The organism is Nonomuraea deserti (assembly GCF_004348685.1).
GTDB classification, from domain to species: Bacteria; Actinomycetota; Actinomycetes; order Streptosporangiales; family Streptosporangiaceae; genus Nonomuraea; species Nonomuraea deserti.
This window is the reverse complement of the sequence record NZ_SMKO01000254.1, coordinates 1-12,643: the sequence shown is the minus strand read 5'-3', so window position 1 is coordinate 12,643 and position 12,643 is coordinate 1. Positions and strand designations below refer to the sequence as shown.

11 protein-coding genes and 1 pseudogene are annotated in these 12,643 nt (G+C 71.9%); 3 read left to right on the top strand and 9 right to left on the bottom strand.

Annotated elements, in window-relative coordinates; all coding sequences use genetic code 11:
- From E1292_RS45950 to E1292_RS45945, 3 genes and pseudogenes are all read right to left on the bottom strand, one after another.
- Positions 1 to 1,151: pseudogene (locus E1292_RS45950) on the bottom strand (hypothetical protein); the annotation flags it as partial.
- A 216-nt stretch (positions 1,152 to 1,367) separates the two neighbouring features.
- Positions 1,368 to 1,508 (bottom strand): MFS transporter small subunit, encoded by a 141-nt coding sequence (locus tag E1292_RS51925; protein ID WP_165975096.1) that lies wholly within the window; start codon positions 1,506 to 1,508, stop codon positions 1,368 to 1,370.
- Positions 1,505 to 2,836, bottom strand: a complete 1,332-nt coding sequence (locus E1292_RS45945) for an L-lactate MFS transporter (protein WP_246090837.1) — start codon at positions 2,834 to 2,836, stop codon at positions 1,505 to 1,507. The genes E1292_RS51925 and E1292_RS45945 overlap by 4 nt, the downstream gene beginning before the upstream one ends.
- Positions 2,837 to 3,208: 372 nt before the next feature.
- Between E1292_RS45945 and E1292_RS45940 the strand changes: the two genes are divergently transcribed.
- Positions 3,209 to 5,821: an MXAN_6230/SCO0854 family RING domain-containing protein gene (locus E1292_RS45940; protein ID WP_246090836.1), complete on the top strand. Its 2,613-nt coding sequence runs from the start codon at positions 3,209 to 3,211 to the stop codon at positions 5,819 to 5,821.
- On the opposite strand, the gene E1292_RS45935 is transcribed toward E1292_RS45940, so the two are convergent.
- Entirely contained in the window at positions 5,815 to 6,414 is a 600-nt protein-coding gene (locus E1292_RS45935; RefSeq protein ID WP_246090834.1) for a TetR/AcrR family transcriptional regulator, read from the bottom strand. The genes E1292_RS45940 and E1292_RS45935 overlap by 7 nt on opposite strands.
- A gap of 97 nt (positions 6,415 to 6,511) precedes the next feature.
- On the opposite strand from E1292_RS45935, the gene E1292_RS45930 reads away from it, so the two are divergent.
- Complete coding sequence (locus E1292_RS45930; RefSeq protein WP_132606095.1) at positions 6,512 to 7,399, top strand: TIGR03620 family F420-dependent LLM class oxidoreductase; 888 nt, start codon at positions 6,512 to 6,514, stop codon at positions 7,397 to 7,399.
- A gap of 90 nt (positions 7,400 to 7,489) precedes the next feature.
- Here the strand turns inward: E1292_RS45930 and E1292_RS45925 are convergent, their stop codons facing one another.
- The 4 genes from E1292_RS45925 to E1292_RS45910 form a co-directional block, all read right to left on the bottom strand.
- Positions 7,490 to 8,341, bottom strand: a complete 852-nt coding sequence (locus tag E1292_RS45925; protein ID WP_132606094.1) for a sigma-70 family RNA polymerase sigma factor family protein — start codon at positions 8,339 to 8,341, stop codon at positions 7,490 to 7,492.
- A 105-nt stretch (positions 8,342 to 8,446) separates the two neighbouring features.
- Positions 8,447 to 9,367: an RNA polymerase sigma-70 factor gene (locus E1292_RS45920; protein WP_132606093.1), complete on the bottom strand. Its 921-nt coding sequence runs from the start codon at positions 9,365 to 9,367 to the stop codon at positions 8,447 to 8,449.
- Positions 9,368 to 9,476: 109 nt separating this feature from the next.
- Positions 9,477 to 9,887 carry a cupin domain-containing protein gene (locus E1292_RS45915; protein ID WP_132606092.1) on the bottom strand — a complete coding sequence of 137 codons (411 nt, stop codon included), beginning with the start codon at positions 9,885 to 9,887 and terminating at the stop codon, positions 9,477 to 9,479.
- A gap of 25 nt (positions 9,888 to 9,912) precedes the next feature.
- Complete coding sequence (locus tag E1292_RS45910) at positions 9,913 to 10,653, bottom strand: SDR family oxidoreductase (RefSeq protein WP_132606091.1); 741 nt, start codon at positions 10,651 to 10,653, stop codon at positions 9,913 to 9,915.
- A 227-nt stretch (positions 10,654 to 10,880) separates the two neighbouring features.
- Between E1292_RS45910 and gdhA the strand changes: the two genes are divergently transcribed.
- Positions 10,881 to 12,224 carry an NADP-specific glutamate dehydrogenase gene (gdhA, locus tag E1292_RS45905; RefSeq protein ID WP_132606090.1) on the top strand — a complete coding sequence of 448 codons (1,344 nt, stop codon included), beginning with the start codon at positions 10,881 to 10,883 and terminating at the stop codon, positions 12,222 to 12,224.
- A 10-nt stretch (positions 12,225 to 12,234) separates the two neighbouring features.
- On the opposite strand, the gene E1292_RS51920 is transcribed toward gdhA, so the two are convergent.
- Positions 12,235 to 12,643: phytanoyl-CoA dioxygenase family protein (locus E1292_RS51920; protein ID WP_220447391.1), on the bottom strand; the 409-nt coding region annotated here is incomplete at its 5' end.

The following is a 12,643-nucleotide window of genomic DNA, read 5'->3' as shown; positions in this document are numbered from 1 at the left end:
GGCTCGGGCCGCCCCTCGCCGGCGGGCTCCGGCCGGGCCTGCTCGCGGGGGCCCTGGCAGATGAGGGCGAGCGGGATCAGGCACACCGCCTTCACGCCGCCGCTGGTGGACGGGGCGCTGACGTCGACGCGGAACCCGTAGTCGTGCGCCAGCCGCCCGATCAGGGCGAACCCGAGCTTGCGCTCGTCCTTCAGCGCGGCCGCGTCGAGCGCCGTGCGCTGCGACAGCAGCCGCTCGGCCTCGGCCAGCTGGAAGGGGTTCATGCCCAGGCCGGTGTCCTCCACGACGATGCGGCAGCCGGCCTGCATCTGCTGGACGTAGACGCTGACCAGGTCGTCGGAGTAGCTGGTGGCGTTGGCCATGAGCTCGGCGAGCGCGACGGTGATCGGCTCGACCACGCGGCCCTCGACCCACGTCTCCCCCACTTCGGGCAGGTACGTGTACTCGACGCGGTTGTACGGGCCGATGCGGCCGCGGGCGCTCTCGATGATCTCGCGGAAGGTGCAGTCGGCACGCTGGATGCCCGGCCACGATCCGGCCAGCAGGCGCAGGCGCTGCACGCTGTGCAGGGCCTGGGTGGCCAGGTGGTCGATGTCGACCAGGCTCTGGTGGTAGACGCTGGCCTGGGGGAACTCGCGCAGTTCCTCGTCGATCTTCAGCTGGAGCCGGGTGAGGAACATCTGCGCCTCGTCGGTGACGCCGCGCACGCCCGCCCTGGCCGCGCTGCCCACGCCGGCGCGGGTGATCTCGACCGCCTCGCGCAGCAGGTCTTCCGCGGCCTGGTGGTGCTTGTCGAGCGGGGTGCCGGCGAAATAGGGGTGTAAGAGGCCGGGGACGTCGACGCCGGTGTAGCCCCTGGCCTCGATGTCGGCCACGGCCTGCAGCCGTTCGACGAGCCTGGCGCCCTCGGCCTGGCCGGCTTCGTACCACTGCCAGTTGGCGTGCGCCTGGGAGCGGGCGGCCTGGGCCTGCTCGACGGCGGTGGCCTTGTCCTGGACGGCGTCACGGGCGGCTTTTTCCGCGATTTCCTGGGCCTGCAGCGCGGTGCGCTTGGCGCGGACCTGCACCGTCAGCGCGACGGCGACGCCTCCGACCACGACGACGGCGCAGCAGCCCAGCAGCGCCCCAAGCAGGAGATCCGATGTGACCATGGCATTCCTTGTCCGGGTGCGTTTTCCCGCGCGTTGCGACCGGGTGAGAACGTTCGGTCAACAGAATGCCAAATCCACTTCTCTTTTTCGCAGCACTTCCGAGATCCGGTGCTCCATTCAAGGAAACCACATAACACCCAAAATGGAGATATCACCGGAAATCACGCACAATTGCCAGTGCTGGACCATAAAAAGTGAATTTATCTCAGAACCTGCTCAGCCGGAGAAGAGCTGGGCGAGCTTGAGCAACAGCTGGTAGACGCCGTACGCGAACGGCACCCCCACCCAAGCCCACGCCAGCACCATCAACCCCGTCCGCCGGTTCGCCGTGTCCGCGGAGTCCGTGGTGCCCGTCATACCGCCTGCCCCTTTCCTGTCACGTGTTCCTGCCGTGGCTGTTCGTGGTACTTGTCGTGCACCGGCCGGATCAGCTCGTTGGCGACGAAGCCGACCACGAGCAGGCCGATCATGATGTAGAGGGACGTGGTGTAGAGAGCGGGTCCCGACCGCCCCGCGGCTTCCTGCCCGTCGGCGATCGCGTTGATGATCAGCGGGCCGAGCACGCCCGCGATGGACCAGGCGGTGAGCAGCCTGCCGTGGATCGCCCCGACCTCGTACGTGCCGAACAGGTCCTTCAGGTACGCCGGGACCGTCGCGAAGCCGCCGCCGTAGAAGGACAGGATGCCCAGCGCGCAGATGATGAACAGCGGCTTGGAGTTGTCGCCCGCCAGCGCGATCGCGAGATAGAGCAGCGCGCCCACGCCCAGGTAGACGCGGTACATGTTCTTGCGCCCGATCAGGTCGGAGGTGGACGACCAGCCGAAGCGCCCCGCCATGTTCGCCAGCGACAGCAGCGCGACGAAGCCCGCCGCCGCTCCCGCCGCGACGGGCGTGGCGGTGCCGGAGAAGAAGTCGACGATCATCGGCGCGGCCTTCTCCAGGATGCCGATCCCGGCGGTGACGTTCAGGCACAACACCAGCCACAGCAGGTAGAACTGCGGGGTGCGGACGGCGTTGCGCGCCGAGACGTCGGCGGTGGTGACCAGCCGGCGGGTGGCCGCCTCGCCCGGCCGCCACCCCTTCGGCGCCCACCCGTCGGCGGGGACGCGCACGAGCAGCACGCCCATGGTCATGAAGACGGCGTAGACGACGCCGTGCACGACGAACGTCGTGGCGATCCCGCCCGTGCCGGTGCCGAAGGAGTCGAGCATCTGCGCCGACCACGGCGAGGCGATGAGCGCTCCCCCGCCGAACCCCATGATCGCAATGCCGGTGGCCATGCCCGGCCGGTCGGGGAACCACTTGATCAGCGTGGAGACCGGCGAGATATAGCCGATTCCCAGCCCGATCCCGCCCACGAAACCGTAGCCGAGGACCACCAGCCAGTACTGCCCCGTGGCCACGCCCAGCGCGGACAGCAGGAACCCGGAGGAGAAGCAGGCCATCGAGACGAACATCGCCCAGCGCGGCCCGTTGCGCTCGACCAGCGTGCCGCCGAAGGCCGCCGACAGGCCGAGCATGACGATGCCCAGCTGGAACGGCAGGGCGCTCTGGGTGCCCGACAGGCCGAGGGAGGATTCGAGGGGCGGTTTGAACACGCTCCACGCGTACGCCTGCCCGATCGCCAGATGCACGGAGAGGGCGGCGGGCGGCACCAGCCACCGGCTCCACGTGGGCGCCGCCACGGTACGGGAACGACTCAGGAAACCTGTGGGACTCGCGAACCTCGTACTGATTGCCACGAGGATACGCGTAACACATACGGTATGCCGTATTTCGGATCCGGTACGGGTTTACGACGAGCGGTCAAATCTGGTCGGCGAACGGCGTGCGAAGCCCGGCGTGGACGGCCGGACATGTCGCCGTCGGAGCTTTGATCAGCCTGCTGAGGAAATTGGGCGGCATGTCGTGATTTAGCCGAGTAAGGTGCCGGACAGGCGGCTCCTGGATGTGCTTCCTTCTCACTTCATGTGACTGAACAGCGCGCCCGCTCTCCGCCTCGCGAGGCCGCGCGGGGTGCCCCCGCGCGGCCTTACGTTCTTCCCGGGGGAGGTCGTGTGAAAGGTCCTGGCGAGATCCTGCTGCGCCGCCGCCGGACGGTCGCGCACGGGCTGCTGGCCGCCGGATCCTCCATGCCGTCGCCGATCGGCAAGCTGCCCAGGCGGCTCGGCATGGTGCCCGCGGACGTTCCGTCCGGGGTGGCGGCGCTGGAGTTCGAGCTGCTGCAGCTCGGGTTCCTGATGTCGGCGGAGCTGTACCGGGCGCTGGCGGGGCTGGATATGACCGAGCTGACGCGGGTGGGGCGGCGGTTGCTGCACTGCCTGCGGGAGGAGGTCGGGGCGAACGCCACCCACGTGCCGTTGTTCCGGAAATTTCCAGACAGTGTGCCGGCCGACACCTTGGACTTCTACGTGCGCCGAGTCTTCAGCCTGCTGCTGCAGGACCCGGCCCGTCCCTGCGTGTTGTGCGGCGAGAACGGGACCGTGCGCCCCGTGTCGCCCTGCGCCCATCTGGTGTGCCGTACGTGCTGGGACGGCGCCGACTTCAGCGCCTGCCCGATCTGCCACCGGCGGATCGACCTGGACGACCCCTTCCTGCGCCCGTCGGAGAGAAGCGTCTCCCTGCACCGGGACGCCGTGACCACCACCGTGCTGCTGGGGTCGTGCCCCGATCCCGGCGCCGCCTGCCGCGAGCTGGCCACGGCCATGCTGGCGCGGCGCACCCCCATGCCGGCGCACGAGCGGGCCGAGCTCGAGATCCTGCTGGAGGCCTGCTGGCCCGCGGCGCTCTCCTGGCTGCCGGAGACGATCCCGGTCAAGGAGACCAGAGCGGTGGTGCTGGCGCAGGCGCTGCGCAGGGGGGCCGGTGAGCTGCTGCCGCGCCACGCCGGCACCGCCACCGACGTGCTGCGGGTGCTGTCCACGCTGATGGGGGGCGACCCCGGGCTGCGGATCAGGCCCGAGCGCCGCACGTCGCTGCCGCGCGCGGTGCGGCGGGCCGTGCTGGCGTGCCTGGACGGGATGCCGTACCTGCTGGAGGACCTGCTGCGCCACCGCGAGGCGTGGAAGCACATGGCCGAGGTGCTGCACCCGCACGAGCAGCACGCCCGCTTCCCCGGCGCGGCGCTGGCGTTCGCGGCGCTGCGCGGCACCCGGCTCGACCCCGGCACCGCGTTCGGGCGCGCCCTGCTGGCGCGGGCGGCCGGCCATCCCGAGCTGGAGGTGCGGGACGGGCGCGTGCGCGCGACGACGTTCGCCTCCCGCGTGGAGACGGCGCTGGCGGACGGCCGTCCCGCCGACGCCGCCGCCCTGCTCTCGCACCGCCCGGGCGAGTTCCTCCGCCGCCTGTCCCACCTGCTGCGCGTGACGTACGCCCGCGGTGGCGGCGGAGGGGACGGAGCGCGCGCCACCGCGTCGCCGCTGGAGAGCCTGGAAGGCGCCGTACGCCGGGTCGCGCCCGGGGTGCTGCTCGCCGCGCTCGGCCAGATCAGGACCCCGCCCGGCGGGACCCGGCTGTTCCTGCCGCGAGGCGGCACGGCGCGGTTCCGGACCTTGCCCGACCGGCGGCCGGCGCTGCCCGACGAGGTGGTGCTGGAGGCCGAGCGGGTGCTGGCGGGAGAGCTGCTGCGGCGCGCGGCAGAGCTGCCGCCGCTGCGCCGGGCCCTGCTGGACGAAGGGCTGGCCGACCTGGTCGCACCCACATCCGAGCGTACGGCAGGCGCGGCTCTCGTCCGCCTGGCCCGCGGCAGCACCCAGCCCATCCCCCGCGCCGAGCGGATCCGGTTCTTCCTGCACTGGGCGGAGCCGCCGGGCACCCGGGTGGATCTCGACCTGTCGGTGGCGGTGTTCGACGAGGACTGGCGCTTCGCGGGCCTGTGCGACTACACGCACCTGCGGCTGGGCAAGGGGCTGGTGCACTCGGGCGACCTGACCTCCGCGCCCGAGCCGCTCGGGGCGTCGGAGTTCATCGACGTGGACGTGCGCGCCCTGCCCGCCCGCTACCTCGTGCCGGTGGTGTTCAGCTACAACGACGTGCCGTTCGAGGAGTTGCCGCGGGGGTTCGCCGGGTTCATGGAGCAGCCGGAAGGGCTGTTCGACCCGCTGGCGGTGCGGCAGAAGTTCGACCTGGCGGGGCCGGCGAAGATCCTCGTGCCGCTGGTGGCCGACCTGTGGACGCGCACGATGCGCTGGACCGACCTCAACCTGTCCGCCGCCGGCTACGGCCACAACGTGGCGGGCAGCGCCGATGAGGTGGCCGCGCTGGGCGCCGCGATGGAGAGCGCGTTCACCGGCCGGGTGACGCTGTGGGAGGTGGCCTGCTGGCACGCCGCCGCCCGCGCCGCCGACGTCGTGGTGCGCCGCCGTGACGGCTCACTCTGCCGGTACGAGCGCCGCCCTGGTGAGGACGTCGAGGGGTTCGCCGCGCGGCTCGCCGCGCGCGCCGCCGCCCAGCCGTTCGAGGGGCCGTTCGAAGGGCTGTCCGAGGGGTTGTCCGAGGGGCATCCGGGCGGCACCGATCTGGCGGTTCTGGTCTCCGGTGACGTCGCGCTGCCGGGCGCGCAGGTGTACGCGCTGCACCCGTACGGGCTCGGCGCGGCCCGTCTGCTGGACGCCGCCGACCTGCTGAGCGTCCTGGCTCCGGCACCGGCGGCCGTCACGACCCGTCACTGACCTTCCTGCGCTCCCTGATCCGGGCGTTCCAGGCCTTCGAAGAGCAGCAGGAGCAGGCGGTCGCCGCGGACGTCCGCGCCCTCCATCTGCTCGCGCGCCCATGAGACGCCTGCGACCAGGGCCAGGAACTCGAGCGGCGCGACGTCGGCGCGCACCTCGCCCGCTTCCTGCGCGCGGGTCAGCAGCGCCGTCCCGGCGCCGCGCATCGTCTCGCAGGAGGCGTGCAGGGCCGAGGCCGGGTCGTGCAGCGTCGCCGTAACCGCCGCGGTCAGCCCTCGGTAGAGGGTGGTGGTCCGCACGAAGTCCAGCGTCCAGGTGATCAGCGCCTCGCGGGGCGACGGGTGACCGGCGAGCCGCCGCGCGCCCGCGGCGAGGGCGTCGAACCGTTCGCGCAGCAGCTCTGCCAGCAGCGCCTCCCGCGTGGGGAAGTGCCGGTAGAGGGTGCCGACGCCGACCCCGGCGCGCGCGGCGACGTCCTCCAGCGAGGCGTCGGTGCCGTGGTCCAGGAAGGCGGTGCGCGCCTCGGCCAGCAGCCGGTCACGGTTGCGCCGCGCGTCGGCCCGCATGGCGCGCCGGGTGGTGGTGTCGCCCACATCCGCCTCCTGGGGTTCACAAACCGGAGCCTGCTTCCGTATCGTATGCTCCAGATAAGCGGAGGCTGGCTCCGCTAAAGTCCGGGCAGGAGTGACGATGACCCCGACACAGGACCGCCTCGGCCGCTTCGGCGTGTGGATCGCGCCGATGACGCTGCTGCACACGCCGGTGACCAGGCAACGCGAGCAGTTCGAGCGGATCGAGCGGCTCGGGTACGGCTCGGTGTGGACGGGCGAACCCCCCGCCGCCGCCCCCGTCGCCGGGCGTGACATCCTCACCCAACTGGCCGTGGTGCTCGCCGCCACCGAACGGCTCGTCGCGGGCGCCGGCGTCGCCAACATCAGAATGCGCGACCCGCGGGCGACGCACAGCGGTGCGGCCACGCTCGCCGAGGCGTACCCGGACCGCGTGATCCTCGGCCTCGGCGGCCACGGCGGCGACCGTCCGCTGGCCGAGCTGCGCGCCTACCTGGACGCCATGGACGAAGCCGCCACCCGCATCCTGCCGGAAGCCCGCTACCCGCGCGTCCTGGCCGCCCTCGGCCCCAAGGCGCACCGGCTGGCCGCCGGACGGGCCGACGGCGTCCACCCCTTCCTGCAACCCGTCGAGCACACCCGGGCCGCGCGCGACGCCCTCGGCCCCGGGCCCCTGCTGATCCCGCATCTGGCCCTCCTCCTCGACACCGACGAAGCCCGCGCCAGGGGACGGATCCGCGCCCTCTTCGGCGCCGGCGGCCGCGAGAACGCCTACACCGCCAGCTACCGCAGGCTCGGGTACGGCGACGCCGATCTCGACGGCGGGTACAGCGACCGCCTCGTCGACGCCATCGTGGCCTGGGGGGACGACGGCGCCATCGCCGCCCGGGCGGAGCTGCACCTGGCCGCCGGCGCCGACCACGTCCTGCTCCACCCGCTGGCGGACGACCTGACAACCGCGGTCGACCAGCTGGCGCGGCTCGCCCCCCGCCTCCTCCCCCGCCCCTGACCGGGCGGGGCGAGTGCCCGCCCGGTCGCGCCGCTCCGCCCTCAGGGGGCCACGCTCGCCTCCACCCCGATCGAGGCGGGATCACGCGGTTCAGCGTGCTGGGCGTGGGCGGTGCCAGCTCCGTAGTTTGTCGGGGTTGAGCACGATCCACACCGCGGTGACCTCGTTCCCCGCGACGCTGACGCTGATCACCGCCACGGCCTGCCCCGCCTGGCGCAGCACCAGGCCCGTGCGGCCGTTCACGGACTCGGCGGCCGGGTCGGTGCCGGAACGGCCGGTCAGGGCCGAATCGGTGCCGGAACGGCCGGTCAGGAGTTCCGTGACGAGCCGGGCGACCGTGTCCGCGCCGTGGGCCGGGCGTAGCGCGGCGCGCACTTTGCCGCCGCCGTCGCTCACGGCCATCACGTCCGGGGCCAGGACCGCCCGCAGCGCCGCCACGTCACCGCTCACGCAGGCCGCCACGAACCGGCGGGCGACCCGGTCGTGCCGGTCGAACCTGGTCCGGCCGGGATGGAGCCGCGCCAGCCCGGCGACCAGGTCGGGCAGGCTGACCGGCTGCTCCGAGGCCGGTGACGCGCTGATCCGAGCAGACGGCATGGCGGTCGAAGGCGTGGCCGGACGCGGGCCCGGCGGCGTGGCGGTCGGCGCCGGGCTCGTGTGGGGGGCCGGTGGCGTGGCGGTGAGCGAGGTCACCGGGTGGGAGTCCGGCGGCGTGGCGGCGAGCAGGTCCAGGCAGATGCCGCCGGCGACGCGCGTCAGCCAGGCCCGGGGCGCCGCGACGGTGGCGCGTTCCCCGTCGTCGAGTGCGTACCAGCGGCGGTAGGTCTCCTCGACGATCCACTCGGCCGTCCCGGCCGATCCGAACATCCACAGCGTGATCTCCAGCAGGTGCCGCCGCTCGTCGAGCATCTCCGCCAGCGAGCCCGCGTCCGTCTCCGTCATGTCCTGCGGCCCTCGCCGGCGACCGGGGTCGTACGCACGATGTCCCCTGTTCTGTCGGTGTCGCCAGATAAGACAGGTCAGCCCGCCCTGATGTGACATCGCCGATCAGAGCCGCCGCCGGGCGCGTGAGCGTGAGCGTGCGAAGGCGTCGAGCTTGGCCGGGTTGATGATCCACATGAGGTGGTGGATGCCCGCGGGTGAGGCGTCGATGGTGAGCAGCGCGACGTCGGCGTGGCCGCGGGGCACGAGCACGCCCGCACGCCCGTTCGCCTCGACCCAGGTGAAGTCGGCGCCCGGCCAGAGTCTCGGCGCGAACGCGGCGACGAACTTCGCCACGCGCGCGCTGCCGAGCAGCGGGGACCGCGCGGCTCCTCTGGTGCCGCCGCCGTCGGAGGAGCTGACGACGTCCTCGGCGAAGAGGTCTACGAGGGCGGCCACGTTCCCCGTCTGGGCCGCGAGGAGGAAGACCCCCAGCAGGCGCCGATGCTCCTCCTTGTCGATGGGCTCGTGCCGCGCGGCCGTCAGGCGTTTGCGGGCACGGCTCACGAGCTGGCGGGCGTTGACCGGGCTGAGCTGCAGGATCTCCGCGATCTCCGTGTACGGGTAGACGAACGCCTCGCGCAGCACGTACGCCGCCCGCTCCGTCGGCGTGAGCCGTTCGAGCAGCAGCAGGAAGGCGAGTTCGAGCGCTTCGCCCCGCTCGGCGCCGACGGCGGGGTCGGAGCTGGTGTCGACGGGCTCGGGCAGCCAGGGCCCGATGTACGTCTCCCGGCGCGAACGGGCGGACTGCGCGACGTTGAGGGCCAGCCGGGTGGTGGTCAACGACAGGTACGCCTGCGGGTTGACGACGGCAGCGCGGTCGGTGTGCTGCCAGCGCACCCAGGCCTCCTGCAGGACGTCCTCGGCCTCCGACACGCTGCCGAGCATCCGGTAGGCGATGCCGAATAGGCGCGGGCGCAGCTCGGTGAAGACGGAGAGCGCCTGTTCGAGTGCGCGCGCCTCGTTCACGGACTCTGGACGCGTCATGACGCCGTGCCTGCCTCTGGTCGAACGTGGCCGCATCGGTTGCGCGGGCCCCCCGCCCGGCGGACTGCGCCGCCGGGCGAGCGTTCCTGCCGCGAGCTCTCGCGGATGCTCAGACGGGGCGGGCGGCGCGCCGGTCCGCTCGCTGGGCGAGCTCCTCGTCGTCCACCAGGGTGAGCATCGGTTTGCCGGGTTCGCACAACATCGTCACGAGGAACCGGAGCGGGATGTCGTCGCGGTTGTTGCCGTCCTGGTAGTGGATGACGTCCCCGCCGGGCTCCCAGAACGCCTCGCCGGCGCGTACGACCCGCTCGGGCTCGCCTTCGAGCTCCAGCAGCATCTCTCCCTCGAGCACGTAGCCGAAGGCGGGGCCGTAGTGGCGGTGCGGCGGCGTGCCGGGGTCTCCGGGCGGATATTCGATGATCAGAGTCATCTCGTGTGCGCCCTCGGGGATGAACGGCGGCGCCGCCTCCTGCACGACGGTGAGCGCCGTCTGCCAGGCGTTCGAACGGTGTTCCCGCATGGTGGGTGCCTCCTTGATGGGTGGGCTACTTGCCGAGCCAGTCGTTGTAGGTGATCTCGCCGCGGATCGTGTCCTCGACCGGCACCAGCGTGTCCTGGTCGAGGTGGAGGCCGAAGTAGCGGGCCTCCGGGTCGGTGACCACCTGGCGCGGGTCGTTCCAGGCGGCGAGGGCGTCGCGGAAGAAGTCGTCCATCAGAACCCGCTCGGGCCCGGCGACCTCGAGGCCGCCGTTCAGCGGGGTGCCCTCCGCGACCCTGCTGACCGCCGTGGCGACCTCCTCACCGGCGATGGGCTGGAACTGCACCGGCGCGATCCGTACCGTGCCGTCCTGGGTGGCGCCGTCGGCGATGCCGCGGGCGAACTCGAAGAACTGCGTGGCGCGCACGATCGAGAACGGGATCGAGGACTTCTCGATCAGTTCCTCCTGGACGGCCTTCGCCCCGAAGTAGCCCTTGCCCGGTTGCCGCCGGGCGCCGACCACGGACAGCGCGACGTGGTGCCCGACTCCGGCCGCCGCCTCGGCGGCCAGCAGGTTACGTGTGGAGGTCTCGAAGAACTCCAGTACGGCGGCGTCCTCGAACGACGGCGAGTTCGACACGTCGATCACCACCTGCGCACCGGCCAGCGCCGCGTCCAGCCCTTCCCCGGTGAGCGTGTTGACGCCGGTGTTCGGCGAGGCCGGCACCGCCTCGTGACCACGTTCGCCGAGCTTGGTCACGACCTTCGACCCGATCATGCCGGTTCCGCCGATGACCACGATCCTCATGACGTTCCCTCCCCGTCCGCCGGGAGCACCGCTCGCCCCCGCTCGCGAGCTATGACAGGGCGGCGCACCCGCCTGTGACGCCCGCGCGGGAAATTTTGCGTTCCGCTGACCGGCGCCGCCCAGGCGCGCACAGGAGCCACGAGCTCCCCGATAAGGGGGCATACGGGTGCAGTTCACATCAAGCCTCCCCTTACAGTGAGGAACGCATGCAGTGAGCTGAGGAGTACGTGTTGCACGAGAAGCTGTCGTCGATCTACGACAACGTCCTTCGCCGCAACCCCGGTGAGACGGAGTTCCACCAGGCCGTGCGCGAGGTGCTCGAGAGCATCGGCCCGGTTCTCGGGAAACACCCCGAATACGCCGAGTCGAAGATCATCGAGCGTATCTGCGAGCCCGAGCGGCAGATCATCTTCCGGGTGCCGTGGGCGGACGACCGTGGCGAGGTGCAGATCAACCGCGGCTTCCGGGTGGAGTTCAACGGCGCTCTGGGGCCGTACAAGGGTGGGCTGCGTTTCCACCCGTCGGTCTACCTCGGGATCGTCAAGTTCCTGGGGTTCGAGCAGATCTTCAAGAACAGCCTGACGGGCCTGCCGATCGGCGGCGGCAAGGGCGGCTCCGACTTCGATCCGAAGGGCCGTTCCGACCGCGAGGTCATGCGCTTCTGCCAGAGCTTCATGACGGAGCTCTACCGGCACATCGGCGAGTACACAGACGTGCCCGCCGGTGACATCGGCGTCGGCGGGCGGGAGATCGGCTACCTGTTCGGCCAGTACAAGCGCATCACCAACCGCTACGAGTCGGGCGTCATCACCGGCAAGGGTCTGGCGTACGGCGGCGCGCAGGTCCGCACGGAGGCCACCGGCTACGGATGCGCGTTCTTCGTGGACGAGATGCTGAAGGCGCGCGGCACGTCGTTCGACGGCAGGCGGGTCACGGTGTCCGGCTCCGGCAACGTAGCGGTCTACACCATCGAGAAGATCGAGCAGCTCGGCGGCAGGGTCGTCGCGTGCTCCGACTCCTCCGGCTACGTCCTCGACGAGAAGGGCATCGACCTGGACCTGCTCAAGCAGATCAAGCAGGTCGAGCGCGGCCGCCTGAACGTGTACGCCGAGCGCCGCGGCCACAACGCCACCTTCGTGGCGGGCCGCAACGTGTGGGAGGTGCCGTGCGAGGTGGCGATGCCGTCCGCCACGCAGAACGAGATCACCGGCCGCGACGCCGCCGTCATGGTCGGCAACGGCTGCATCGCGGTCGGCGAGGGCGCGAACATGCCCACCACGCCTGAGGGCATCAAGGTGTTCCTGGAGGCGGGCGTGGCGTTCGGGCCGGGCAAGGCGGCCAACGCGGGCGGCGTGGCGACCAGCGCGCTGGAGATGCAGCAGAACGCCAGCCGCGACTCGTGGACGTTCGAGTTCTCCGAGCACCGGCTTGAGGAGATCATGCGCGACATCCACGACCGCTGCCTGCAGACCGCCGACGAGTACGGCATGCCGGGCGACTACGTGGCCGGCGCCAACATCGACGGGTTCCGGCGGGTCGCCGACGCGATGCTGGCGCTCGGCCTGATCTGAGCGGCCGCCATCAGGCGAAGAGGCGGTGCGGGTGCATGCCGTCCACCAGCCCCAGCTCGGGCGGGTGGATGCTGTAGCCCAGCATTCGGCGAGTCCTGGCGCTCAGCTGCCTGGCCACGTCCCTGCCCGGGGAGAGGAGGAACGCCTCCCTCGTGCGCAGCCAGGGCTCGCAGTAGTGCGTGGTGACGGTCAGGCACGGCAGGATCCGCTGCGGGGGCCGGGCGTGCCACAGCGTGCCGAGGATCAAGGTGCAGGAGCCCGTCGGGGGCGCCAGCACCACGCCTGCCGTGGTGGGCCGGCGTCCGGCCCAGCGATGGCTGCCCGGCCACACGGTGAGCGTGGTGCCCGTGTCGAGGGTCCAGAGCGCGGCGACGGACAGCGCGGGGCGCGGGCGGGGCAGGGGGTAGTGCCGGTCGTCG